This is a genomic window from Mesorhizobium sp. WSM4840, assembly GCF_055811755.1.
The window spans coordinates 24,346-50,381 of record NZ_JBVVQD010000010.1; the positions used below are offsets into that span (position 1 = coordinate 24,346).

The 26,036-nt window shown below is 62.3% G+C and carries 19 protein-coding genes and 1 pseudogene; 9 read left to right on the forward strand and 11 right to left on the reverse strand.

The annotated features are described in order from the left end of the window. Window positions 1-207 precede the first annotated feature (207 nt). From AC0L3I_RS15315 to AC0L3I_RS15325, 3 genes are all read right to left on the reverse strand, one after another. The gene (locus tag AC0L3I_RS15315) at window positions 208-3,366 is read right to left on the reverse strand and encodes an efflux RND transporter permease subunit (RefSeq protein WP_473527403.1); all 3,159 of its coding nucleotides are present in this window, start codon (window positions 3,364-3,366) and stop codon (window positions 208-210) included. A 247-nt stretch (window positions 3,367-3,613) separates the two neighbouring features. Next, window positions 3,614-4,753 (reverse strand): efflux RND transporter periplasmic adaptor subunit, encoded by a 1,140-nt coding sequence (locus tag AC0L3I_RS15320; protein ID WP_473527526.1) that lies wholly within the window; start codon window positions 4,751-4,753, stop codon window positions 3,614-3,616. A 71-nt stretch (window positions 4,754-4,824) separates the two neighbouring features. After that, a complete protein-coding gene (locus AC0L3I_RS15325) occupies window positions 4,825-5,442 on the reverse strand; it encodes a TetR/AcrR family transcriptional regulator (RefSeq protein ID WP_123146932.1) in 618 nt (205 codons plus the stop codon). Window positions 5,443-5,716: 274 nt separating this feature from the next. Here AC0L3I_RS15325 and AC0L3I_RS15330 point away from each other — a divergent pair, with 274 nt between their 5' ends. Together AC0L3I_RS15330 and AC0L3I_RS15335 are read left to right on the forward strand one after the other, a co-directional pair. Beyond that, on the forward strand, window positions 5,717-6,070 hold the full coding sequence (locus AC0L3I_RS15330) for a VOC family protein (protein WP_292187017.1): 354 nt from the start codon (window positions 5,717-5,719) through the stop codon (window positions 6,068-6,070). Window positions 6,071-6,073: 3 nt separating this feature from the next. Next, window positions 6,074-7,054: a PhzF family phenazine biosynthesis protein gene (locus AC0L3I_RS15335; protein WP_473527404.1), complete on the forward strand. Its 981-nt coding sequence runs from the start codon at window positions 6,074-6,076 to the stop codon at window positions 7,052-7,054. A gap of 132 nt (window positions 7,055-7,186) precedes the next feature. Here AC0L3I_RS15335 and AC0L3I_RS15340 read toward each other — a convergent pair whose 3' ends face one another. Then, complete coding sequence (locus tag AC0L3I_RS15340; RefSeq protein WP_473527405.1) at window positions 7,187-7,705, reverse strand: DUF417 family protein; 519 nt, start codon at window positions 7,703-7,705, stop codon at window positions 7,187-7,189. 64 nt (window positions 7,706-7,769) lie between these two features. Beyond that, window positions 7,770-8,180, reverse strand: a complete 411-nt coding sequence (locus tag AC0L3I_RS15345) for a YybH family protein (protein WP_123146928.1) — start codon at window positions 8,178-8,180, stop codon at window positions 7,770-7,772. A 244-nt stretch (window positions 8,181-8,424) separates the two neighbouring features. Here AC0L3I_RS15345 and AC0L3I_RS15350 point away from each other — a divergent pair. After that, a pseudogene (locus tag AC0L3I_RS15350) lies at window positions 8,425-8,529 on the forward strand (IS110 family transposase); the annotation flags it as partial. A gap of 653 nt (window positions 8,530-9,182) precedes the next feature. Here the strand turns inward: AC0L3I_RS15350 and AC0L3I_RS15355 are convergent. After that, window positions 9,183-10,835, reverse strand: a complete 1,653-nt coding sequence (locus AC0L3I_RS15355) for an acyl-CoA synthetase (RefSeq protein WP_473527406.1) — start codon at window positions 10,833-10,835, stop codon at window positions 9,183-9,185. A 287-nt stretch (window positions 10,836-11,122) separates the two neighbouring features. On the opposite strand from AC0L3I_RS15355, the gene AC0L3I_RS15360 reads away from it, so the two are divergent. Then, window positions 11,123-12,088, forward strand: coding sequence for a sugar-binding transcriptional regulator (locus tag AC0L3I_RS15360; protein WP_473527407.1), 966 nt, complete (start codon window positions 11,123-11,125; stop codon window positions 12,086-12,088). Between the two features lie 86 nt (window positions 12,089-12,174). Then, a complete protein-coding gene (locus AC0L3I_RS15365) occupies window positions 12,175-14,229 on the forward strand; it encodes a bifunctional aldolase/short-chain dehydrogenase (RefSeq protein ID WP_473527408.1) in 2,055 nt (684 codons plus the stop codon). 70 nt (window positions 14,230-14,299) lie between these two features. On the opposite strand, the gene AC0L3I_RS15370 is transcribed toward AC0L3I_RS15365, so the two are convergent. The 3 genes from AC0L3I_RS15370 to AC0L3I_RS15380 form a co-directional block, all read right to left on the reverse strand. Continuing rightward, entirely contained in the window at window positions 14,300-15,355 is a 1,056-nt protein-coding gene (locus tag AC0L3I_RS15370; RefSeq protein ID WP_473527409.1) for a substrate-binding domain-containing protein, read from the reverse strand. A 61-nt stretch (window positions 15,356-15,416) separates the two neighbouring features. Continuing rightward, window positions 15,417-16,436 (reverse strand): ABC transporter permease, encoded by a 1,020-nt coding sequence (locus AC0L3I_RS15375; RefSeq protein WP_473527410.1) that lies wholly within the window; start codon window positions 16,434-16,436, stop codon window positions 15,417-15,419. 37 nt (window positions 16,437-16,473) lie between these two features. Further along, on the reverse strand, window positions 16,474-17,985 hold the full coding sequence (locus tag AC0L3I_RS15380) for a sugar ABC transporter ATP-binding protein (RefSeq protein WP_473527411.1): 1,512 nt from the start codon (window positions 17,983-17,985) through the stop codon (window positions 16,474-16,476). A 136-nt stretch (window positions 17,986-18,121) separates the two neighbouring features. On the opposite strand from AC0L3I_RS15380, the gene mtnK reads away from it, so the two are divergent. From mtnK to AC0L3I_RS15395, 3 genes are all read left to right on the forward strand, one after another. After that, the gene (mtnK, locus tag AC0L3I_RS15385; RefSeq protein ID WP_473527412.1) at window positions 18,122-19,393 is read left to right on the forward strand and encodes an S-methyl-5-thioribose kinase; all 1,272 of its coding nucleotides are present in this window, start codon (window positions 18,122-18,124) and stop codon (window positions 19,391-19,393) included. Further along, window positions 19,390-20,481, forward strand: a complete 1,092-nt coding sequence (gene mtnA / locus AC0L3I_RS15390) for an S-methyl-5-thioribose-1-phosphate isomerase (RefSeq protein ID WP_473527413.1) — start codon at window positions 19,390-19,392, stop codon at window positions 20,479-20,481. Before mtnK ends, mtnA begins: the two co-directional genes overlap by 4 nt. A gap of 352 nt (window positions 20,482-20,833) precedes the next feature. After that, complete coding sequence (locus tag AC0L3I_RS15395; RefSeq protein ID WP_123146920.1) at window positions 20,834-21,661, forward strand: phosphogluconate dehydrogenase C-terminal domain-containing protein; 828 nt, start codon at window positions 20,834-20,836, stop codon at window positions 21,659-21,661. 185 nt (window positions 21,662-21,846) lie between these two features. Here AC0L3I_RS15395 and AC0L3I_RS15400 read toward each other — a convergent pair whose 3' ends face one another. After that, window positions 21,847-22,578, reverse strand: coding sequence for a hypothetical protein (locus tag AC0L3I_RS15400; RefSeq protein ID WP_473527414.1), 732 nt, complete (start codon window positions 22,576-22,578; stop codon window positions 21,847-21,849). 63 nt (window positions 22,579-22,641) lie between these two features. Further along, on the reverse strand, window positions 22,642-24,339 hold the full coding sequence (locus tag AC0L3I_RS15405) for a polysaccharide biosynthesis/export family protein (protein ID WP_473527415.1): 1,698 nt from the start codon (window positions 24,337-24,339) through the stop codon (window positions 22,642-22,644). 693 nt (window positions 24,340-25,032) lie between these two features. Here AC0L3I_RS15405 and AC0L3I_RS15410 point away from each other — a divergent pair. After that, complete coding sequence (locus AC0L3I_RS15410) at window positions 25,033-25,974, forward strand: substrate-binding domain-containing protein (RefSeq protein WP_473527416.1); 942 nt, start codon at window positions 25,033-25,035, stop codon at window positions 25,972-25,974. Window positions 25,975-26,036: the final 62 nt, after the last annotated feature.

Genomic DNA, 26,036 nt, shown 5'->3' on the forward strand with positions numbered 1-26,036 from the left:
CGATTTCGGCGCCGCCCCTCATCTGCCTGCCGGCATCTTCTCCCCGTGAACCGGGAGAAGGGGCTGGCCGCACCCTCGGCGCGTTTTTTGCAGCGCTGGATATTGGCGAAATCCTTTGCGAGCCGTCTTTCTCCCCGTCACTATACGGGGAGAAATGCCCGGCAGGGCAATGAGGGGCGGCGCCGACCCACGCGACTGCCTCGACCGCTATTCGGCCGCCAGGGGCAGTTGCGGCTGGTCATCGTTTTCCGCCAGCTTCCGCTCGGCGGTCGGCTCGGCCGCCTGCTCCGCATCTTCGGCCTTCTTGCGCTCCCTGCCGAAGAACAAGGCATAGCCTGCCGGGAGGACAAGGATGGTGAGCACCGTGGCGACGAGGATGCCGCCCATCATGGCATAGGCGAGCGGACCCCAGAAGACGCCGCGCGAAATCGGGATCAGCGCCAGGACCGCCGTCAGTGCCGTCAGCATGATCGGCCGGAAGCGGCGGACCGCCGAGCCGATGATGGCCTCCGAGCGCTCCATGCCGGCCGCGATATCCTGGTCGATCTGGTCGACCAGGATGATCGAGTTGCGCATGATGATGCCAAGCAGCGCGATCACGCCGAGGATGGCGACGAAGCCGAACGGTGCGCCACTGATCAAAAGTGCCGCCGCCGCGCCGATGATGCCGAGGGGACCGGTCGCCAGCACCAGCATCGCTTTGCCGAAGTGCTGCAGTTGGATCATCAGCAGCACGACGATGACGGCCAGCATGATCGGAGCTTTCGCAGCAATGGAGGACTGGCTTTCGGCCGAATCCTCGGCGCCGCCCTGGATCTCGATGTTGTAGCCGGGTGCCAGACCGTCGCGCAGGCCTTGCATCTCGCTGTACATCTTCATAACGACATCGTTCGACTGCACGCCATCCGGCAGCGTGGCACGCACGCTGATGGTCGGCAGGCGGTCGCGCCGCCATTCGACGCCTTGCTCCAGCACCGGGACGACCTTGGCGACCTGCGACAGCGGCACGAAGCCACCGAAATCCGTCGGGACAGAGATGGAGTCGACCGCCGACAGCAGGTGGCGGCTCGCCGCCGGTTCACGGGCGACGATCGAAACGGTCTCCTCGCCGTCGCGGAAATCATCGAGCGGCGCTCCCGACATGCTTGCCTGCAGCATCTGGCGGATGCGCTGCGAGGTGACGCCGAGCGCCCGGGCGCGATCCTGGTCGATCACCAGCTTCATCTCCGGCACCGGCTCCAGCCAGTCGTCGTGAACGGCGCCGAGCAGCGGATTTGCCTGGAACTTCGCCTTCACCTCGTCGGCGATGCGGCGCACCTCCTGGCGATCCGGGCCCATGACGCGCATCTGCACCGGCCAGCCCGTGGGTGGCCCGAGGAACAGGCGGTCGACCTTGGCGCGGACCGACGGGAAATCCTCGGCCAGAATGGTGCGCAGCTTGACGATCAGCCGTTCGCGGGCCGGTTCGTCATTGGCCATCACCAGAAGCTGGGCGAAGTTCGGATTGCGAAGCTGCTGGTCGAGCGGCAGGAAGAAGCGCGGCGCGCCCTCACCGATATAGGTGGCGATGAAGCGCTTGTCCTTGTCGTCCATCATCCTGGTTTCGAGCGCCTTGGCCTGCGTCTCGACTTCCTTGATGCTGGTGCCCTCCGGCAGCCAGAGGTCGACAAGGATTTCCGGACGCGATGACTGCGGGAAGAAATTCTGCGGGATGAACTGGAACGCCCACAGGCTGGTTGCGAAGGTCACCAGTGTCATGACCAGCACGATGATGCGGTGGCGCACGGACCAGCCGACGGTGGCGCGAAGCCGGCGGTAAAAGGGCGTATCGAAAACATCGTGATGGCTGCCGGCGTGTTTTCGCTGCTTGAGGATCATATGACCAAGCCACGGCGTGAAGTAGACCGCCACGAACCAGGAGACGACCAGCGCGATGCCGACGACGTAGAACAGCGTGCGTACGTATTCACCGGCCGTCGAGGCCGCGAAGCCGACCGGAATGAAGCCGGCGGTGGTGATCAGCGTGCCGGACAACATCGGGAAGGCCGTCGAGGTATAGGCGAAGCTCGCCGCCTCGACCTTGACCAGTCCTTCCTCGAGCTTGCGCTCCATCATTTCGACGACGATCATCGCGTCGTCGACGAGCAGGCCGAGCGCGATGATCAGCGCGCCGAGCGAAATGCGCTGCAGATCGATGCCGATCTCATACATGATGGCGAAGGTGGCGGCCAGAACGAGCGGAATGGTGATCGCGATCACCAGGCCCGAACGCCAGCCGATCGTCAGGAACGAGACGACAAGCACGATCAGCAGCGCCTCGCCAAGCGCCTTCATGAACTCGCTCACCGCTTCTCTGACGACTTCCGGCTGGTCGGCGATCTGATCGACCGAAACGCCGTAAGGCAACGCCTCTTCGAAGCGGTGATAGGTCGCCTCGACCTCCTTACCGACATCGGTGACGTTGAAGCCCTTGGCCATGACGACGCCGACCTGGACGCTATCGTGGCCATTGAAGCGATATTTGCGCTGATAGGGGTCTTCAAGACCTGTGGTCACGGTTGCGATGTCGCCGAGGCGCGTCACCTGGTTGCCGGCGCGCAGGCGAAGTTCGCGGATGTCGGCCGCCTCCGTCACGTTGCCTTCGACCGAGATGCGCACCGAACGCTGGCCGGTATCGACCGAGCCTGCCGGATCGACATTGTTCTGGCCCTTGATCGCGTTCTGCAGATCGGTGAGCGTCAGGCCACGCTCGGCAAGCACCTTGGACGAAACGTCGATGTAGAGTTTTTCCGGCTGGTCGCCGATGATCACGGCCTTTTCGACGCCGGGCGTCGTCAGCAGCATGTCACGCGCCTGGATGGCTAATTTCTTCAGCTCGGGATAGCTGTAGCCGTCGCCGCTGATCGAATGCAAGGTGATGAAAGTGTCGCCGAACTCATCGTTGAAGTAGGGCCCGAGCAGCCCCTGAGGCAGCTCATTGGCGATGTCGCCGACCTTCTTGCGTACCTGGTAAAAGGCATCCGCGACCTGCGTGGGATTGGTGTCGCCTTCCACCTGCAAGGTGATGATGGCGCTGCCGGCGCGCGTGTAGGAACGGACGAAATCGAGATGCGGCGTTTCCTGCAGCTTGCGCTCGATTTTGTTGACGACCTGGTCCTCCATCTCCTGGATCGAGGCCCCCGGCCAGACAGCCTGGACGACCATGACGCGGAAGGTGAAGTCCGGGTCTTCCTTCTGGCCCATGCGCATCAGGCCGAGCGCACCGGCAACGATGATCAAGCCGAACAGGAACCGCGCAATGCTCGGGTGCCCGATTGCCCAGCGCGAAAGATTGAAGGGCCGCTTTTCATTGGTGTCGGTGGTCATAGCGCCAGTCCATTTGTCTGATCGTCAGCGCACGCACACGGCATGCCCACGGAGCTTCTAATGCTGGCTTCCGGGCGGCGAGGCTTTCCGAGCGGAGAGACACTCATCGCGGTGGGACGCAAGGATCGATGTGGGGGTTACATCGACCTGACGTCTCGACAATCGGGCACCTGCCGCCCGGAAACCATGAACCGCTTGACCTCGCAGCTTGCGCCGATGCGAGGAAAAGCCGTTTTATTCTTGGCCGTCAGCGCACGCGCTTGGCGGCATCGCCATCATCGTCCGCCGATGCGGACTGTTGCACCGCATCGCCGGTCAGCTTGACTTTTAGATTTTCGGCCATGAATTGCGTGCCCGCCGCAACGACGACATCGCCGGGGCTCAATCCTTCGGCAACATGCACGCCGTCGGCCGTGAACTCGGCGACCTTGATCGGACGCGCATGGACGGTCTCGCCGTTGCGGTCCACGGTCCAGACGATCTGCTGGCCATCTTTTTGCGCCAGTGCGCTCAACGGGATCGATACGCTTTGCGGGCTGCTGTTGGCCGCCGAAGCCTCGATGTTCGCGGTCATGCCGAGAAGCACGCGAGGATCGTTGGGCAGGCTGACGCGAACGGCAAAGGTACGCGACTGCTGATCGGCGCTGCCGGCGACTTCACGGACCTTGCCGTCGAGCGTCAGCGCATCGTCGGACCAGAAGCTTGCCCTGACATTCTTGCCCGGCCTGAACTGGGCGATATCCATTTCCGGAACGGCGATCAGCACTTCCTTTTCGCCATCAACGGCAACCGTCACAACCGGCGTGCCGGAGCCGACCACCTGACCGACATCGGCGGCGACTGATGTGACGATGCCGCTCCTGTCCGCCTTGAGGTCGGTGTAGAGGACCTGGTTTTTCGCCTGGTCTAGCGCTGAGCGGGCGGAGTTTCGGGTGGCGACCGCCTGATCATAGCTGAGCGTCGCCTGTTCGAGCTGCGATTTCGATGCAAAGTTCTTGGCAAACAACTGTTCGGCACGACGGCGGGCAAGGCCTGTCGTCTCGACCTGCCGCTCGGCCGCCTCGAGGCTGGCCTCGGCGCTGTTGACTGAAAGGTCGTAGTCGGCGGGATCGATGCGGGCAAGAACATCGCCCGGCTTCACGCGCTGGCCGATGTCGACCAAGCGCTCGGTGATCTTGCCGTTGATGCGGAAGCCAAGGTTCATCTCGGTGCGGGCGCGCACCGATCCGGAGTAGGAAAGCTCTCGGGTATCGTTCGCCTTGGCGATCTCGACGACCTTGACCGGCCGGACGATGTCCTTGACTTCCACTTTTTCTTGCGAGCAGCCGGCGAGCCCAAGCGCCGCGACGACGACCAGAGCCGGACCAATGGCCGGCAGCCTGTTCATGATGGATTTGGACAAAGGCACTTGCGTACTCCCGAACTGGATATGGATTGTCGACGACCGGCGGATGCCGGTCATTTTTTCAAGGCCCTGATCGCAAACTCGATAAGCTCGTCCGGCATCGCCCGATTCTTTTTGGCAAGGCACTGGGCGACCATCTGCGGGTGACAGAGGGTGATGATAGCGGCGCTGAAGCATCGCGAAGCGACTTCCGGGTCCTGATCGGCAAACTCGCCGGTTGCGATACCGTCGCTGATCACCTCCGCCACCAAGCCGCGGATCCTGTCGATATGCTTCTCGATGACATGCCAGTCGCGTTCGATGGCAACGACGACCATTTCGTGCACCTTCTCCTGGTCGAGCATGGTGTCGCGGGTCCACTGATAATGCGTTTGAACGTAGCGGCGAAGCTTTTCGCTGGCTGTTCCGGGACCATGGCAGGCGTCGTAGGTCAGTTGGTAGCAGGTAGCGAGCATGCGGCCGCAAACGGCCTGGTGGATCTCGACCTTGGAGGCGAAGAAACGATAGATGTTGGCCGTCGACATGCCGAGTTCACGCGCTATGTCGGCGACATTGGTCTTGCCGTAGCCGTAGTGGCGGAACAGCCGCTCTGCGCAATCGAGGATGCGCGCGACATTCTCCTGCCGGACCACGTCGGCCGCCGTGTCGAGGGTATCAAGGGTATCATTCATCGTGTTTCATTTGCTCAATTACGAGTGACGAATTTTGAATTTCGTCACTCGTAATTCGAAATCACTCGCCTGTCAACTGCGACATTATCCGTCTTGGGCGACTGGTGACATCTGTTGACACAACTTAGGCGTGAACAGCGTTAATGAAGCCTGCTGCGGGCCGTGCACGGGCCACCCGCCAGGCTCAGGTGATCGGGCGCCTTATTTTATTCAAGACGTGCTCCGCGGCGCGCAGCAATGCGTTATCATCCAAGCCGCGGAAAGGAGAGTTGGGATGACCGTGCTGCGCATCGTCTCGAATATCGCCACAGACAGCATTCCGGATGTTCGGAAGTTCTATACCGACCTGTTCGGGCTCGATGCCGTCATGGATCACGGGTGGCTCGTCACGCTGGCGTCCAGCGAAACCACCATCCCCCAGATCAGCATCGCCAGCGAGGGCGGCTCAGGCACGCCGGTGCCCGATCTGTCGATCGAGGTCGACAATGTCGACGCGGTTTATCTTCGCGCAAACGAGATCGGTTGCAGACTGGTCTATGATTTGACCGACGAACCGTGGGGCGTAAGACGTTTCTTCATTGCCGACCCGACCGGCAAACTGCTCAACGTGCTCTCGCATCTTCGCTAGAGATTGTTCTGCAATGCAGGACATTGGCAACCGTCCCAACATTCAGCCGAACGACTGAAACGGGCCCGCGGGTCATCGGAGGAAACCATGAGCAGAACAATTCCATTTCATTTCGTCGATGTCTTCGCGGTAGAGCCGCTGACGGGCAATTCACTTGCGGTGGTCGACGGCGGTGGCGAGTTGGCGCTCGAGCTCATGCAGAACATTGCACGTGAGTTCAACCAGTCCGAGACAACCTTTGTGCTACCGGCGACCCGGGAGGACGCCGACTGGAAGTTGCGCTCTTTCACGCCGAAAGGCGTAGAGGTTTTCGGTGCAGGCGGCCACAACACGCTAGGGGCTTGGTGGTGGCTCGCTGCAGCGGGGCGGCTCGATCTGGGCGATGGGCCAACATGGTTTCACCAACAGATCGGCGACTTGGTGTATCCATTGGCTATCTGGCAAAGCCAAGGGAAACTCGAAAGGATCATTATGCAGCAAGAAGCCCCAGCGGCCGGCCGGCAGCTCTCAAACCTTGGCACTCTTGCCACGGCACTCGGCCTTAATGCTGAAGAAATAGCGGCTGAGGTCGTGCCTTGCCAGGTGGTCTCGACCGGTGCTGCCCATCTCCTGGTGCCGATCCGCGATCGCGAAGCCGTCGACCGGATTTCGCCGGATGCCAAACAGCTTTTCGACCTGCTCAACCAGGTCGGCGGGGAAGGCTGCTACGTCTTCTCACTCGATCCACGGCTGCCCGAAACCACGGCGTATGCACGCTTTTTCAACCCGACTGTTGGCATTTCCGAGGATCCGGCAACCGGTACGGCGGCTGGTCCGCTCGCCGCACATCTCGTTGCACACGGTCTTGCACAGCCCGGCGCAATCAAGATCGAGCAAGGCACGGCGCTCGGACGTACCAGCATCATCGAGGTAGATGTAGATGCCGGCTCAGTGAGCGTCTCTGGACGCGGCATCGTGGTGGCGAGCGGGGCGTTTTCGATCTAGTCGAAGGTGTAGTCCGGGTGGGCGCGCAGGCAGCCTGTGCCTGTCCCACAATGTCGCAGCAGGTGGCGCCCCGCCATTTGGCGCGGCTGTGCGGATGGCGTGGTCTGCCACTCGCCTTCGGCCTGGATTCGCTTAGGTAGCCGATTTGTTTAATCTGTTCAGGCTTTCGCCCAGTATGACAAGCGCGATGCCGAGCAGCGCAATGTCCTTGATCAGGAACTGACCGGCGGGACCGAGCGCGGGAAAGCCCAACGCAGGCTCCCAGATCGGCAGGGCAACCATGATCGAACAGGTGACCAGGAAAATCAGGGCGGCCACTGCCCCGCCGGCGACACCGGCGCGCGTCGACCAGGGAGAGGCAATCAGGAGAAGCGCGGTCGCGATCTCGACGACGCCAAGCACATAAGAGGCACCGGCTTCACCAAATACCGGATACATCCAGGCGAGCCAAGGCGTGCCGCCGATCAGCGGCCTCAACGCCTCGATCTCAACAGCCGTGAACTTCATCCCGCCGATCATGAGAAGCGGCAGTATGACCCCGGTCAGGGCGACGATCCGCCCGGCTTTCCTGACCGCGGCGGCTTTTCGCGCCCATGGCCGAGGAAGGATCTCGTCTTGACCTTCAGGCTCTGATGTTCTGAGAACCGGCATGAGTTTCCTCCTCCGCCAATTGCACCACTCGCGCTGTCACGATCGCTCGACCCCGATGCGCTGCTCAGTCCGGCTTGTAAGGATACGAGTGATGCTCGTGAGCGATGATCCAAAGGTCACCTTCCTTCCGTAATCCGACGGTGAGCCGGAGGCGGGTTGCCGGGTCCTTTTCAAGCTCTTCCCTGGTGCCGCACCGCAGCAATGCGGTAGCAAAAGCAACCCGGTCGCCCGCCGTGACATCCAGCCGCTCGATCGCGAAAACGCCGCCCTGCTTGAAGTGCTCGAAGAACGGGCCCCAGCTATCGCGGTAGGCCTCAATTCCCCTGAGTTCGTTCGGGGGTGGGACATCGAACATCACAAGGTCCGTCGCGTGATCCGCAATGATTGTCTCCAGGTCTTGCTGCTGCACGGCATTCGCCCAACGCTCGATGAGCGCCTGGATGTGTGCCTCGGCGTCGCGCGCCGTGTTCTCCATTGGAATGCTCCTCCTGCTAATCTTCTTGGTTCTGTATCGAGGACGATCGGGAGGCGCTCGATCCGACACTGAGTGATCTTGTTTGCTCCGTTCAGCCGATCCAGCCGCTGCGAGGCAATCGCGGGAGCGATCCGCCAAGGCCGGAAGGTCACGGCATTGAAGAGCGGGTGGTTGTTCCCCGATAAGATGGAGATTACGGGCTCACGACTGGACGCCGGGCCCAAGCATCGAACGGAGAACAACCATGAGCAAGTATATCGGGCTCGACATGCCGTTGAAAGAGGCGGCACTTTCTGTGCGGCGCGATCGCATGCGGATCTGGCGCGTAAATGCCCGTCGGGACCGAGCCTGGTTGTGAGCTTGCGAGGTTGCAATTAATTGGCGCCCGAGCCGTGTCGAGGTCAATGTCCGTGCCCGCCTTCGACACTCGAAAGCAACAGCCGACCTTCGCGTCTTGGCGATGGCCGGCCGGCACCCTAAAGCGCGTCGCGTTTGACCGGGCACATGCGACGCGCTTTAGGTTATTGTTTTATGCACGTCGTTATCGCAAAACCGCTGCACACTTTTGCGCGACATGCATTAGAGCGACACGTTTTATCCCGCCGCTGTGCGAATGCAGCGCACATCACGCGGGCCGCTACGAGGGATATTTCCCTTTTTGCGCGTGCGCTCGAAGCGGCGATTGCATTCGCGACGCGCGCGATCGCAGGCGTTGTCCAGTTTGGCGGCGGAGGCGTATCCCTGTATTGCGAGTTTTCCGGTCACGACGCCATGACCGTCATGGTACAACCGATAATAGCATCCGGCGGCTTCAGCGGGTGCAATCGATCCAGAGACGATAACAAGGCCGAGGGCGGCTGTCCCGGCAAGCAAGAGTAAGCTCTTCATGTGTTCTATCCCCGATTTTGGATTACCTCCGCGACTGCGGAGTAATCGGAACACAGCTATGTCGTCGGGCACGACTGAAAGGTTCATTCATGCTGGATGCCAGCGGCGACTGGCTCAAAGCTGTGGTGCACTGGCCTTCGCCATCTCCCTCAGCCTGAACTTCTGGATCTTGCCGGTTGAGGTCTTCGGGATTTCGGCGAAGATCACCGCCTTCGGCACCTTGAAGCGGGCGAGCAGCGCGCGGCAGTGATCGATGATCTCGGCTTCGGTCGCCGTCCCGCCCGGCTTCAGCTCGACATAGGCGACCGGCACCTCGCCCCATTTGTCGTCGGGCCTGGCGACGACGCCGCAGGAGGCGACGGCAGGATGCTTGTAGAGCGCCTCCTCGACCTCGATCGAGGAGATGTTCTCGCCGCCGGAAATGATGATGTCCTTGGAGCGGTCCTTGAGCTGGATATAGCCGTCGGGATGCCTGACGCCGAGGTCGCCCGAGTGGAACCAGCCGCCGGCGAAGGTCTCGTCGCTCGCCTTGCGGTTCTTCAGATAGCCCTTCATGACGATGTTGCCGCGGAACATGACCTCGCCGATCGTCTCGCCGTCGGCCGGCGTCTCCTCCATCGTCTCGGGGTCCATCACTGTCAGATCCTCGAGCGCGGCATAGCGCACACCTTGCCTGGCCTTCCTCGCCGCCCTGAGACCCTTGTCGAGCCCGTCCCACTCGCCATGCCATTCGTTGACGACGGCCGGGCCATAGGTCTCGGTAAGGCCATAGAGGTGAGTGACCGCAAAGCCTGCATCGGCCATGCCCGACAGCACTGCTTCCGGCGGCGGTGCCGCGGCCGTGCTGAAGGTGACCGTCTGCGGAAATTGCCGCTTGTCCTCGTCCCTGGCATTGATCAACACCGACATCACGATCGGCGCGCCGCACAGATGGGTGACGCCATGATCGGCAATGGCGTCATAGATCGGCTTCGGCCGCACCCAACGCAGGCAGACATGGGTGCCGGCCTGCACGGCCAGCGTCCATGGAAAGCACCAGCCATTGCAGTGGAACATCGGCAGCGTCCACAGATACACCGCATGCTTACCCATACTGGCATGGATGGTGTTGGCGTAGGCCATCAGTGCCGCACCGCGATGATGATAGACGACGCCCTTGGGATTGCCTGTGGTGCCGGAAGTGTAGTTGAGCGAGATCGCATCCCATTCGTCGTCCGGCATCGGCCAGGCGAAATCCTCGTCGCCACCCGCGACGAAGTCCTCGTAGTCGAGCGTGCCGATCCGCTCGCCCTTGGGATAAGGGGCATCAGTGGCGTATTCGGGATCGTCATAGTCGATGACCAGCGGTTTTACCTTAGCCAGCGCCAGCGCCTCGCTGACGACATTTGCGAATTCGCGATCGACGACAAGCACCTTGGTTTCGGCATGGTCGAGTTGGAAGGCGATGACCGCGGCATCGAGGCGGGTGTTGAGCGAATGCAGCACCGCCTTGATCATCGGCACGCCGAAATGCGCTTCCAGCATCGGCGGCGTGTTGGACAACATCACGGTGACGGTGTCGCCCTTGCCGATGCCGCGCCTCTGCAGCGCCGAGGCAAGCTTCAGCGACCGCCGCCAGAAATCACGATAGGTCGTGCGCTGGCGACCATGGATGATAGCGACATGATCGGGAAAGGTCTTTGCCGCCCGCTCGAGATAGCTGAGCGGCGTCAGCGGCTGGTGGTTGGCTGGATTCCTGTCGAGATCCTGTTCGTAGGGATTTCCCATCCCGTCCTCCCCTGGCGCATGCCCCAAAATCGGAATCGATTTTCGGGGGCATGCGCAAGATCAAAGTGTTACAGCGTCCTTTGCGCGTCCGAAAGGACGCGCGGCGCTGTAATGTCTGATCGAGACCTTCTACCCCACAGGCTTCCGGCCCGTCACCACCAACGATGCCACGATAGGGCGCATTTGGCACAATGATGATCTAGATAAAGCAAGCGAAAGGGCATCGTTTACCCTCGCTCGGTTTGACTTTTGTCGAGAGCCGTGAATAATGTCAGCAAGGAGATGGCATGGCGATCCGACCGACAGAACAGCTTATTCACAAGGCCGCCTGGCTCTACTATGCCCACGGCTTGCGCCAGGACCAGGTGGCCAGCCAGCTCAAGATTTCCCGAGCCTCGGTCGCCATGTATCTGCGCAAGGCGCGCGAGACCGGCATCGTCAACATCTCGACCTCGACCCAGCTTTTCACCGACGATGTCCTGGCGCGCAAGCTTGAAGACGCGTTGAAGCTCGATGCCGTCTGGATAGCGCCGGAAAACGGCCATGTCGCCGATCCGTCGACCGACATCGCGGTGCTGGCGGCAAGCGTCTTTCTCGAACTGATCAAGAGGGGCGACCGCATCGGCGTCGCCTGGGGGCGGACCATCTATACGATCGCCGACATCATGTCCTATGCCGATCTGCAGGACGTCACGGTGGTGCAGCTCTGCGGAAATCTGGGAGCCCCCTATTCCTACCGGCCCGACCAATGCACCATGGAAATCGCACGCCGGCTCAACGCCAAGGGGCTCAATTTCTATGCACCGCTGGTGCTGACGACGGAAGAACTGGCGCGCGGCCTGCGCGCCGAGCCGGTGATCCGCGAGCAGTTGTCGGGCATCAGTGCGTGCAATCTGGCGCTTTACTCGGTCGGCACCGTCGACGCCGACAGCCATGTCGTCAAATGCGGCGCGCTGACGGCTAGCGAAATGGATGTGCTGCGCCGTGCCGGGGCTGCCGGCGTCATCGCCGGGCAGATCATCGACGCGCAAGGCAAGGCGCTCGACTGCAGCTACAACCGGCGGATCATTTCGGCGGAGCTGTCATCGCTGCGCAAGATTGAAAAGCGCCTCGTGGTGGTGCAGGAGGACAGCAAATTCGGACCGCTGGTGGCGGCGATCGCAGGTGGGCTGTGCACGCATCTGGTGGTCGGCGCTCGGATGGCGCGACGGCTGCTCGACCATGCCGGACCGGCAGCGGAAAAGGTCGCCTAGAGAACACAAGCCGCCGCGGGCGCATTGTCATCAAGGCGTCGCGGCGTTCCTGTTCACAACAAAAAGAGAAATCGGACGAAGCGAACATGAAGAACCTGTGGAATGACCGCCACGCGGAGAAGCTGGTTGCCGACTATGCAAACAAGGGTGTGGCCCGCGACCTGGCGCTGCGCGTCTACACGACCAGGCTTCTAGGCGGCGAACCGCGGCTTGTCCTGCATGGCGGCGGCAACACCTCCTGCAAGACAAAGGCCACCGATCTGGTCGGCGACGAATGGGACGTGCTTTGCGTCAAGGGTAGTGGCTGGGACATGGGCGTCATCGAGCCGCAGGGCCTGCCGGCGGTCAAGCTCGGCGCGCTGCTCAAGGCGCGATCGCTCAAAAAACTCTCCGACGAGGACATGGTCGCCCTGCAGCGGGTGAACCTCATCGACCCCTCTTCGCCCAACCCTTCGGTCGAGACGCTGCTGCACGCCTTCCTGCCGCATAAATTCGTCGACCATACGCACTCGACCGCCATTCTGGCCATTGTCGACCAGGGCGACAGCGAGGCGCTGAGCAAGAAGGTCTTCGGCAGCAAGATGGGGTTCGTGCCTTACATCATGCCAGGCTTCGACCTGGCGAAGGCGGCGGCCGATGTCTTCGAAGCCGACCCGACGGTCGAAGGCCTGATTCTCGACAAGCATGGCATTTTCACCTTTGGCGACGACGCCAAACAGGCTTACGATCGGATGATCCATTATGTGAACGTCGCCGAGGATTTTATCGCCAGCCACAGCAAGCCGCGCACTGAAAAGGCGGCCATGCCGGCCAGGCTGGCGAAGCCCGCGGACATTGCGCCGATGCTGCGCGGCGCGGTGGCGGTAGCGCGCGGCGAAGGCCGCTTCGATCGCATGATCAGCGATTTCCGCACCTCGGAGGCGATCGTCGATTTCATCAATTCGGCAAAGATCGCCGACTATGCCGGGCGCGGCGTGTCGACGCCCGACCTGTCGATCCGCATCAAGACCGGACCGATGGCGCTGCCGGCGCCCGACGCGGACAAGATCGGCGACTACAAATCCGTCATTCGCCAACATGTCGGGAAATTCGCCAAGGACTATCGCGCCTACTTCGAAACCAACGATGCGCTCGACGATGTGAAGCGCACGATGCTCGACCAGATGCCGCGGCTGACGCTGGTGCCGGGACTCGGCATGTTCGGCCATGGCCGTACGCTCAAGGATGCGAAGATCGCCTCCGACGTCGGTGAAATGTGGATCGAGGCGGTGCGCGGAGCCGAAGCGGTCGGCGATTTCCGTCCGCTGTCCAAAGCCGACCTGTTCCCGCTTGAATACTGGTCGCTGGAACAGGCTAAGCTCGCCTCCAATAAGCCGAAGCCGCTGACCGGCCAGGTTGTGCTGGTCACCGGCGGCGCCGGCGCAATCGGTGCCGCCACCGCAAAGCTATTCGCCGACAACGGCGCCCATGCGGTCGTCGTCGATCTCGACGCGGCAAGGGCGACGGAAGCGGCGAAGAAGGCAGGCAACAGTTCGATCGGCATCGGCGCCGACATCACCGATCCGGCGCAGATGCGCGCTGCGTTCGACAAGTCGGTCGCCGTCTACGGCGGCCTCGACATTCTGGTCTCGAATGCCGGTGCGGCCTGGGAGGGCAGGATCGGTGAGCTCGACGACGCCACTTTGCGCAAGAGCTTCGAGCTCAATTTCTTCGCCCACCAGTCGGCGGCGCAGAACGCGGTGCGGATCATGCTCGAACAGGGCACCGGCGGCGTGCTCCTTTTCAACACCTCCAAGCAGGCAATCAATCCGGGTCCGAAGTTCGGCGCCTACGGCCTACCGAAGGCGGCGACGCTGTTCCTGTGCAGGCAGTATGCCCTCGACTATGGCGCCCACGGCATCCGCTCGAATGCCGTCAACGCCGATCGCATCCGTTCCGGATTGCTTACCGACGCCATGATCGCCAGCCGCTCGGGCGCGCGCGGCGTGTCGGAGAAGGAATACATGGCGGGCAACCTGCTTGGTCAGGAAGTGACGGCCGAAGACGTGGCCCAGGCCTTCCTGCATCAGGCGCTGGCCGAGCGGACCACCGCCGATGTGACCACGGTGGATGGCGGCAATATCGCGGCGGCGCTGAGGTAGGGTCAAGAACAGTCCAGACTAAAAAAGAGCGGCCCGAAAGCCGCTCTCTTCTTTTGCCTGCCGCAAAAAGCTATTTGGCGTTGGGGTTCGGCATCCAGGCCGGCATCGCGACATCGGCATGAGCGAACTGCGGCAGCTTGGCCGAGAGGTCTTCCATGTTCTTGATGTCCTTGTCGATCAGGTCCTTCTGGGTGATCAGCGTCGGCGGCACGATGACGTTATGGCCGGGGTCTTCGCCGGCCAAAAGCTGCGCCAGCGCGCGCACCGAAACCTGGCCGACGACAGCCGGATTGGTCGCGGCGGTTGCCGCCCATGCGCTGTCGGGCTCGCGCATTGCGGCGATGTCGGAGGTCGAGATGTCGGCCGAATAGATCTTGACGTCCTGGGACAGACCGGCCTCGTCGACGGCGATCTTCACGCCCTTGGCGAATTCATCATAGGGCGCGAACATCACCTTGATGTCGGGGTTGGCCGACAGCACCGAGCGGGCCTGGTTGGCGACGGAATTGGCGATCGGATTGTCGAGCGTGCCGAACATCGCCGCCTCGTTGATTCCCGCATATTTTTTCTTGAAGTCGACCCAGGTCTCGTTGCGGCGGTCGAGCGGCGCGATGCCGGCGACGTAGACGTAGCCGGCCTTCCAGCTCTCGCCATTGTCCTTGATCGCCTGTTCGAGCGCGAGGCGCGCGAGGTCGCGGTCGGACTGCTCGATCTGCGGGATTTTGGGGTTTTCGACATTGACGTCGAAGGCGACGACCTTGATGCCGGCGTCGACCGCGCGCTGGGCGGCTTCCTTCATCGATTCCGTCAAGCCGTGCTGGATGATGATGCCCTGGACGCCGAGCGCGATGGCCTGGTCGACCATGTCTGCCTGAAGGGCGGCGTCCTGACGGCTATCGAGGACACGCAGATCGACACCGAGCGCCTTGGCCTGCGCTTCGACACCGGACAGATAGGCCTGGAAGAAGTCACCGGTCGAGAGATAGCGGACCAGCGCGATCTTGACGGCGCCGGGTTTGTCGAACGGCGCCGGCTTGTCCTGCGCCATCGCCGGGACCTGCATCAGCAGCGCGGCGCCGGCAAGCCCAAGCGCTGCCTTCCCCAAAAGTCTTCTTGTGATCTTCATGTTGTTTCCTCCACTTGTTGAACTCAAATTTCAGCCGGTCGAAATCCTATCTGTCGAAATCCTATCTCTTGCCCCTGCCGGAAAGGGCGAAGGTGAAGACAAGGGCAACCACGAGAACCAAGCCCTTGATGAAATCCTGCGTGTAGTAGGGCGCGTTCATCATCGTCAGGCCCTGCAGCAGCACGCCGACAAACACCGCACCGACGGCCGTGCCGAAGGCGTTCGGCTTGGCAGCGCCGAGGACCGCGTAGCCGATGAGCGCCGCCGCTACAGCATCGAGCAGGAGATTATTACCCGAGGCGATGTCACCGCGTCCAAGCCGGGCAGCGAGCAAAATGCCGCCGATCGAGGCAAAAACCCCTGAAATAACGTAGGCCCAGATTTTGTATGCCTTGACAGGCGCGCCGGCGAGCTCGGCAGCCCGTTCGTTGCTGCCGACCGCATACATCATGCGTCCGAAACGGGTGTATTCAAGAAAGAACCAGATCATCACTGCAAGCACGAGCAGCACGACCACCGAAACCGGGATGAGGTTGGGGATGAAGAAATCGAAGCGGTGGCGGCCGAGCGCCAGAAAGCCAGCGCCGAACGTGCCGTTGGCGACCGAGCCATCAGGCATCGTCATGCCGGTGGCGATCGAGCGGCCCTCGGTCGGGATTCGCTGCAAGCCGACGAGCAGGAACATCATGCCGAGCGTCGCCAGAAGGTCCGGTACACGCATATAGACGATCAGCCAGCCATTGATGAGCCCGACGATGACGCCGATCGCGAGACAGGCGACAACCGCGACGACAGCGTTCTGCTCCAGCACCACCATGACATAGGCGGCCGCCATCATGGCGCTGGTGGCGACGGAGCCGATCGACAGGTCGAAGCCGCCGACGACCAGGGTGGCGGTGACGCCGAGCGCCAGCACGCCGGTGATGGCGACGGACTGAAAGATGAAGACGGCGCTCTGCGGCGAGACGAAGCCATCGGCGGCGACGGCGAAATAGGCAATCAACCCGCACAGCAGAACGATGAAGCCATAGCGGATGGCATGGTCGCGCGCCGCTGCCATCCTTACCCAACCCGAACTCATGCCCTCTCCATTCCAGGTCCCATGATCTGCCCGCCCTTTACGCTGCGCTGTGCAACGGCCCGCCCGCCACTTCGGCCAGCAGGCGCTCGAGGTCGATGTCGGCATTGCGATGTTCGCCAACGATTGTCTGCTCCGACATCACCAGGATGCGGTCGGCGGTCTCCAGCGCTTCGTCGAGTTCGGTGACGAACAGCAGCGTCGCACGGCCGTTCGCGCCCGCGCGCAGCTTGGCCGCGATATCGCGCCTGGCCGAAATGTCGACGCCCTGAAACGGCTCGTCCAGGATGAACAGTTTTGCGGCCTGCGAAATCCAGCGGGCGACCATCACCTTCTGCTGGTTGCCGCCGGAAAGGGCAGACATTTCGTCCTTCTCCGAGCGGCAGACGATGCCCAGCTCCTGGATCTGCCGGCGGGCGGTGGCGCGCTCGATGCGGCGCTTGAGAACGCCCAGACACGACATCCGCCTGTGGAACGGCAGGCCGATATTTTCCTGGATGTTGAAGTCGCCGACGATCCCGTTTTCGCCCCGGTCCTTGGCGACGAGAAACACGCCGGCGGCGATCGCCTCGCCTGTCGAACCCGGTGCATAGGGTTTGCCGTTCAGCATCATGGTGCCGGACAGCGGCTTGCGCACGCCAAACAGCGTCTCGGCGAGCGCGGTCTTGCCGACGCCGACGAGGCCGGTGATGGCAACGACTTCGCCGTCGCCGAGCGTCAGCGCGATCGGCCTGGCGCCTTGCGCAATGCGCAACCCGTCGATCGTCAGGACAGGCCTGGCCGAATTCCTGGCGACGATCCGGTCGAGGTGGATCTTGCGGCCGAGCATGGCGTTGACCGCGCCTTCATAGTCGAGCGGCTTGCGGTCGAAAACGCCTGAGATGACGCCGTCGCGCATCGAGACGATCCGGTCGGCAAGCCGCCTGATGTCCGACATGCGGTGCGAGATGTAGAGGATTGCGACGCCGTACTCGCGAAGCCTGTCGAGCAGCGCGAAAAGCCGGTCGGCCTCGGCGCTGGACAGAGAGGACGTCGGCTCATCGAGGATCAGCACTTTCGGCTGATGCGCCATGGCGCGGGCTATTGCCACCATCTGGCGGTCGGCCAGCGAGAGATCGCTGATCCGGGCTCTCAGGTCGATGGCCAGCCCCATGCGGTCGGCAACCGCCTTTGCCTCGCGACGCACCCGGCCCGGATTGAATAGGGTCGGCGCGCCGCTGCCGCTCAGCCTGTCGAGCGTCAAATTGGTGGCGACGTCGAGGTCGGCTACGACACCATCATTGATGTTTTGATGAACGGTGACGACACCGGCGCGTATCGCCTCCGCCGGCGTATTCGGCGCGAAGTCGTGGCCGGCAAGGCTCATCGTGCCGCCGCCGCGCTCGTAGACGCCGCTGATGATTTTGACCAGGGTGGATTTGCCGGCGCCGTTGGCGCCCATCAGCACGGTCACTTCACCAGCATGCAAATCGAGCGAGACGCCGCCAAGCACCTCGATATGGCCAAAGGACTTCCTCAGGCCGTGCACGCGGAACACGGCATTATTGCCCATTCGTTCCTCCCTGACCATGACGCTAGGGGCTGCTCCGGCAATTGTCAACACGATTGACAATTGCCAGAGAGCTTCCTAGCTTGGACCAACCGCCTTGGCTCCACTATGATGGGAGCACATCAGCGGGAGGGTGAGGATGACTGGGAAATTGCCGTTCGAAGCACTGTCGGTCGACACCCTGGCAGCACGTCTCGGCGCCAACGATGCCCTGTGTTCGCATATCGGCAAAGATACAATCCGCTGGAAGGTCCGCGAGGTCGGCGACGGCAATCTGAACCTGGTCTTCATCGTCGAGGGCGCCACGGGTGCGGCCGTCGTCAAGCAGGCCCTACCCTATGTCCGCCTGGTCGGCGACAGCTGGCCGCTGCCGTTGAAGCGCTCCTTCTTCGAGTATCACGCGCTGACGCGGCAGGAGGCGAGAGCGCCCGGTTCGGTGCCTGCGATCCATCACTTCGATGAAGGCCAGGCGCTGATCATCATGGAATATCTGTCGCCGCACATCATCCTGCGGCGCGCGCTGATCGAGGGCCGGCAACTGCCGAACATCGCCAGAGACATCGGCCTTTTCATGGCCCGCACCCTGTTTCGCGGCTCCGACCTGCATATGGCGACCAAGGATCGTAAAGCCGATCTGGCGCTGTTCGCCGACAATGTCGAGCTCTGCGACATCACCGAGAACCTGGTGTTCTCGGACCCGTATTTCGACGCCAAGATGAACCGGCATACGAGCCCGCAGCTCGACAGCATCGTCGCAGAGTTGCGCGCGGACCGCGATCTCAAGGTCGAGGCGCAGCGGCTGAAGCACATTTTTGCGGCCAATGCGGAGACGCTGTTGCATGGCGACCTGCATTCCGGCTCGATCATGGTCACCGAGACAGAAACGCGGATGATCGATCCCGAATTCGCCTTCTACGGCCCGATCGCCTTCGACGTCGGCATGCTGCTCGCCAATTTCTGGATGGCGTTCTTCTCGCAGCGTGGCCACGAGCAGAATGGAAAGCGCGACACCATGCGCGCCTATCTGCTCGATGTTACGGTCGACACATGGTCGGTCTTCCGCACCGAGTTCTCGCATCTGTGGCGAACCGAGCGCACGGGCATGCTCTACCAGAAGAGCCTGTTCGAGGATCAGGGCGACAGGCTTGGCGCCGAACAGGCGCTCGACCACATGCTGCATCAGCTGTGGACCGACATGCTGGGCTTTGCCGGCGTCGAGGTGCACAGGCGCATTCTGGGCCTCGCGCACAACGCCGATTTCGAGACCATTGCCGACGAGGATCTGCGCGCCACATGTGAGGCAAAGGCGCTGAAATTCGGCCGTCACATCGCCGTCAACCGGCGCCAGATCCACAGCATCGACGAGGTCAACAAATTGGCCGCGTTGATCGAACAGGAGAACAGAATTTGAACGTCGGCGACCGCCACTATCGCACCATCTGGCTGAGCGACGACGGGCGTTCGGTGGAGATCATCGACCAGCGCTGGCTGCCGCATGATTTCCGCGTGGAAAAAGTCGGCACCGTTGCCGGCATCGCCACGGCGATCCGCGACATGTGGGTGCGCGGCGCGCCGCTGATCGGCGTCACATCAGCCTATGGCGTCGCCATGCAAATGGCCGACGATCCTTCCGATGCAGCACTCGACGGCGTCTGGGAGGTCTTGCACGAAACGCGCCCGACCGCGATCAATCTGCGCTGGGCGCTCGATGAGATGCGCAATTTCCTGCGGCCGCTTCCATCCGGACAACGCGCCGAGGCTGCTTACCGGCGCGCCGGCGAAATCGCCGACGAGGATGTCGGCCTCAACCGCGCCATCGGCGCCAACGGGCTTGAAATCATCAAGGAGATCGCGGCGCGCAAGCAGCCGGGCGAACCGGTCAACATCCTGACCCACTGCAATGCCGGCTGGCTGGCCACCGTCGACTACGGCACCGCCACGGCGCCGATCTATCTGGCTACGGAAGCCGGCATTCCCGTTCACGTCTATGTCGACGAAACGCGCCCGCGCAACCAGGGCGCCCAGCTGACCGCATGGGAGATGGCCGGCCACGGCGTGCCGCATACGCTGGTCGTCGACAATGCCGGCGGCCATCTGATGCAGCGCGGTCAGATCGACATGGTCATCGTCGGCACCGACCGCACCACCGCCGACGGTGATGTCTGCAACAAGATCGGCACCTATCTGAAGGCGCTGGCCGCCGCCGACAACGACGTGCCGTTCTATGTCGCGCTGCCCTCGCCAACGATCGATTGGACGGTGCGTGACGGGCTTGCCGAAATCCCGATCGAACAGCGCTCCAGCGACGAGGTCTCGCTGGTTTGGGGTAAGACCGCGAATGGCGAGATCGCGCAGGTCCGCATCTCGCCGGAGACGACGCCCGCGGCGAACCCGGCCTTCGACGTGACGCCGGCACGGCTGGTCACCGGGTTGATCACGGAACGCGGCGTCGCCAAGGCCTCGCGCGAAGGTTTGAAGGCGATGTTTCCCGGACGCTGATGATCCGGCTTCATTGACTTTTGAAAACGGCATCAGCGGATAACCGAGAGTCCAGCTATCCTATCCGTAGCAGGGCGGCTTGCGTCTCATCCAGAGTAGCTCATTTCTGACAGCCGGCATTTTGATGACGGCCGATTCTGCGTGACATCTTGGTGCTCGCCTCGCCGGCACGCGGACAAGTTAAAGCGACGCGATCGTCCATCGATGCGGCGGCGATGCTAACAACCTACGGCACTGACGATGCGGGCCGCATCCGATTCCTATCCGGTTGCCAATCCATGGTAGTGTGATTATACCAGTTACTAAGGTGACGATCGGCAGGGCCATCGTTCGAGATCAGGAGTACGGCTAGATGACAACGATTGCGCTGTTTGGTGCCGGCGGCAAAATGGGTTACCGCCTGTCGACCAATTTTCGCGGCTCTCCCTACACCATACGCCATGTCGAGGTCAGCGACGCCGGCCGCGAGCGGCTGAAGACGGGGCTGGGCATCGACGCGGTCAGCGCCGACGAGGCCCTCAATGGCGCCGAGGTGGTGATCCTGGCGGTTCCCGACACCCATATCGGCAAGGTTGCGGCCAGCATCGAAGGCAAGCTTGCGTCCGGCACGATGGTCGTCGTGCTCGACGCCGCAGCACCTTTCGCCGGCCATTTGCCGAAGCGGCCGGACCTGACCTATTTCGTCACCCATCCCTGTCATCCGCCGATCTTCAACGACGAGACCGACATGGCGGCCAAGAAGGACTATTTCGGCGGCGTCAAGGCCAAGCAGCATATGGTCAGCGCGCTGATGCAGGGACCGGAGCAAGATTTCGCCAAGGGCGAAGCGATCGCCAAGATCATATGGGCTCCAGTGATGCGGTCGCATCGCGTCACCGTCGACCAGATGGCGCTGCTCGAGCCGGGCCTTTCGGAGACCGTCTGCGCCTCCCTGCTCGTCGTCATGAAGGAAGCGGTCGACGAGGTCGTCGCCCGCGGCGTCGACCAGCAGGCCGCGCTCGACTTCCTGCTTGGCCACATGAACGTGCTCGGCGCCGTCATCTTCGGCGAGACCAAGGGCGTGTTCTCCGACGCCTGCAACAAGGCCATCGAGTTCGGCAAGCCAGTGCTGATGCGCGACGACTGGAAGCGGGTCTTCGAGCCTGAGGAGATCGCGGCCAGCATCCAGCGCATCACCTGAGGCGGAAGTAACTGAAAATGGAAGCATTTTGAGCCGTCCGCCCCGGGCGGCTTTTCATTGATTGATTTGCTCCCTCAACAATGCGGTTGTGGCCCGGCATCGAGGAGGGGCAATCTCATGCAACGCTGGCCAATCCTGACTGTGTTTCTCGTGCTACCCTTTGCGTGACAGGCGCGTCCCGCGTCCTATGTCACCGCGGTGACCGTGCCCGCCGCATCGAGGCGACAGCCGACTCGCGCCTGCCGAACCTCGATGCCACCTTGTCTTGCGTAGTGTATGCGCACCTCGATCCGCGCCGTGAGTGCGCCCCGACGTTGCTGCAACGGACCTGCGCTTACCGCGTGAACACGCACGGCACCAAGGGGCGCCGCAGCCGACGCGATCGCCGTGCGGCAGGCGCGCACCACAGCTTGTGGGATACCGGGTTTCGCTTTCAGTGGCGCCACAAATACCAACGGATAGCCATTGGTGATTGGCGTCAATGCGTCGCGACCAGTTCCGGAAGGCCTGAGCGCGCGCGGCAGTACGGCGAATTGTCTCGCGGCCTTGGCCTTGGCGGCGGCAGGCGTGATGCCGGCGCTGCCGCTCGCGACTTGCCCAGAGCCCGCGGCCGATCCGGACGAACGGTCGCCAACACCGACACCTGTGGATAGGCCGCCGCTTGCGCCGCCGAGGTTGCCGCTGACGCCAAGTCCGGCACCGAGCGATCCTTTGCCCGCGCCGAGCGATCCGCCAAGGCTTGCTCCCCCTACTCCGTCGACGCTCGCGCCTCCCGCCACAGAGGCGCCTTTCGAGCCGACGCTCACACCAGCACTGACCCCGACACCGCCAAGTTTACCGCCAAGCCCCGCGTCAAGAGCCGAGGCAGGGCCAATTGCGATCGCGATTGTCAATGCGGCTGCGACGTATTTATTCATTACCATATTCCTCCTGCGGCATGTATTTCGGCCCACGGAAATGCCCTCCGCCATCAGCCCTCGCTAGCGAGAGCCGAGCTTCGGCGGTCGCGTCGGGAGCAATGCGTCGGGAAGCGCGATGGTCGCCACCAGGACAGGTCGCGATGGCCTTTTGACCTTCACTTTGCGGTTTTCCCGCAACCCCGGTTGACGGGCTGGTTGTGCCCCCGAGCGTGCAGACACATCTGCACGTGAAGTTGCGGTGGCACGTGCTTTCGGAGCGCGGTTCATACGCTCAGTGCGACGCTCACCCTGGGCCTTGCTGAGGTCAATTGCCTTGCGCGCGGCGCTGAGGTCGCGGGCTAGACCGATGGCCTTGTTGCGTTCTTGCTCCAACGCTACGCTCAGCTCTATCGAGACGCGGCTCGCTTCCTGCTTTGCCGCGTCGCGTTCCCGGCGAGCCCTGTCGAGATCACGTGCGGCTGAATCTGCCCGTTCGCGTTCCAGTTCGAGTGCGTCGCCAGCTCGCTTTAAAGCCGCCTCGGCCACCTGTCGGTCCTTGATGGCGTTGGTCTGCGCGACCACAGCCAGATTTGCGCTTGTCTTAAGAGCGTCGATAGTTTGGCGCGCCGCGCTGAGTTCGCGTTCGAAGCGCTCAGCCTTGTGCCTCTCCTCATCAAGCGCTCGCTGCGCCTCAGCCAGATTGGCCTCCATAGAGTGACGCGCTTCAAGCATGGCGGCCTTCTCGTGATCCGCGAGAATGGCTTTGGCCTTTAAGCCTTTGACTTCGCGTTGCGCCACTTCCAGATCGAGCGCGAGCTCTTCGGCTCTTCGCCGCTGCTGTTTTAGGGCTTGTCCTTGTTCAGCCATCATGTCGGCTACCGCACGTGCCTGCGCGCTGGCGTCGCGTGCGCCGCGCTGCATCGCGCCCAGTTCCGCTCGCGCCGCCGCCAATTCGCGGCGCTCATGATCACCGCGGGCCGGCTGCACGCTCTTCCTGAGCGCGTCGACTTCCCTCAGCGCCGCAAGGAGCTTCTGTTCCAGTGCGCCGCGGTCAGTCCGCACCGCATCGAGTTCCTGCACCAAGGCGGCAGCCCGTTGACGCGCCGTCGCAAGGTTCTGATTGTCTCGGACGGCATCGTTGCGAGCAGTCTGGCGAGCCGCAAGTGCTTCCCCGCGAGCTGCCGCGACTTCCATACGAGCGGCCGACAGCTCATTCAGCAATTCATTCATTTTCAACCGTTCCCCTTCCAGAGCTTGCTGCTGCTCCGCTGCAGGCTCCCAACGTGTGTGGGAACCGCGCACGCTCGGTTGCGTCCCGGCCTGGCCCTTCTCGACACTGGCGCGTTCCGAAGCCACGGCCGAAGAGCTGTCGTCGGCTGCGTCTGCCGGCGGTTCGGGCGCTTTTTGTTTGCCCGGGTGTTCCACCGAACCTGTGATGTCCGAGGGCGGATTTTGTATCAGTTTGACGGTTGTATCCGCCCGTTCTTGACGGCCGCTCCTGGCTTGCAAGCGATCGGAAATCAGCTCTGCCAGCTCCTCCTCACGCAGACCTGCGGCGGCAATGTTCCCGATCACTGGAAGGTCAAGCGTGCCAGCCGAGTCGATGGTGAAAGTATGGTTGAGCTGCAACGCCTCCAAAACGCCATCGCGCAAGGCAGTCCATCGCCAAACGTGCAGTTCGATCGTGTCTCGCGGGGCAAGTCTGTCGTCAGCCTTCGGCCGACCGTGTGCAGCGGATTCCAGCAGCAGGATGATACAGAACGAAATGAGGCACAACATGGCGCTGCAGCTCCTGCCGCAGATGCCACGAAATGAAGCCAAATGCCGTCGGTCAGCAAAGCTTAGCGCGGGGCTGCAGGATGACGGCCTGGAACTCTGCACAAAATTCATAGCTGAACCTCACCGGCAACGCGATCCTTGCCGCGAACGGATTCATAAGAAACCCGCGCGCAGGCTGGGGCCGCGGAGAAATTCCACAACCAAAGCGCGATACTAGCAAAGCCCGCGCGTACCGCTGAGCACCGAATAAGGCTTAGGAGTGTCTCCTCTTTACTTACTTATTACGCTCTCACCCCGCGTATCATACCCCTTACGGTGGTGGTTATCCGGCTTGGCCAGCTGCCGGCGCATCGTAGGGAACGAAGTATCGCTCTTGGTGGATGACTCTCCGATGGCCGGTGGCTGATGCAGGAGCCGCTCGCTGCTCATCAGATACATATCATCTGAATTTGTGGTTGACTCATTATACCAGTTGGCTTAGCTGTTGGAATGGCTTTGGCCAGCCGAGGCCGGGCTGAAAATTGGGTAGATGGCAGGTGGAGGGGCAGCCTGGGGACGGAATCGAACAGGATGATCCGCCCAGGTGAGCCGGCAAATGACCGATCCGCGACACGGACGCGATCCGCCTGGCGAACTGGGATGCATTTTAGCCTGGGCCGCGGAGGCACAGGCTTTTTCAAACGGGAGGAAATCATGAAACTCACTCGCAGAATGACACTTGCGGCTTTCGCCGGCATGCTGGCGCTTGGCACCGCCGCACCCGCCTACGCGGCGGATCTCATTGCCATCATCACGCCCTCGCACGACAATCCATTCTTCAAGGCCGAAGCCGTCGGCGCGGAAGCCAAGGCCAAGGAACTCGGCTACGAAGCACTGGTGCTTGTCCATGACGACGACGCCAACAAGCAGTCCGAGCTGATCGACACCGCGATCGGCCGCGGCGCAAAGGCGATCATCCTCGACAATGCCGGCGCCGACGCCACCGTTGCCGCCGTGCAGAAAGCCAAGGATGCGGGTGTTCCGTCCTTCCTCATCGATCGCGAGATCAACGCCACCGGCGTCGCCGTCGCGCAAATCGTCTCCAACAACTACCAGGGCGCCCAGCTCGGGGCGCAGGAGTTCGTCAAGCTGATGGGCGAGAAGGGCAATTTCGTCGAGCTGGTCGGCAAGGAATCCGACACCAATGCCGGCATCCGCTCCAAGGGTTACCACGATGTCATCGACGACTATCCGGACCTGAAGATGGTGGCGCAACAGTCGGCCAACTGGAGCCAGACCGAGGCCTATTCCAAGATGGAATCGATCCTCCAGGCCAACCCGGACATCAAGGGCGTGATCTCCGGCAACGATACGATGGCGATGGGCGCCTATGCAGCGCTTGCCGCCGCTGGCCGCAAGGACGTCATTGTCGTCGGCTTCGACGGATCGAACGACGTGCGCGACTCGATCGCTTCAGGCGGCATCAAGGCCACAGTCCTGCAGCCGGCCTATGCGCAGGCGCAGATGGCAGTTGAGCAGGCCAACAACTTCATCAAGAACAAGAAGTCTCCGGCCGAGGAAAAGCAGCTGATGGACTGCGTCCTGATCAATGGCGACAATGCCGCCAAGCTGGAAACCTTCGCGCTGACCAACTGAGCCGGCGTGACATCAATAGCAAGGGACGAGCTTCCGGCTCGTCCCTTGCTTCCATTTCCTGG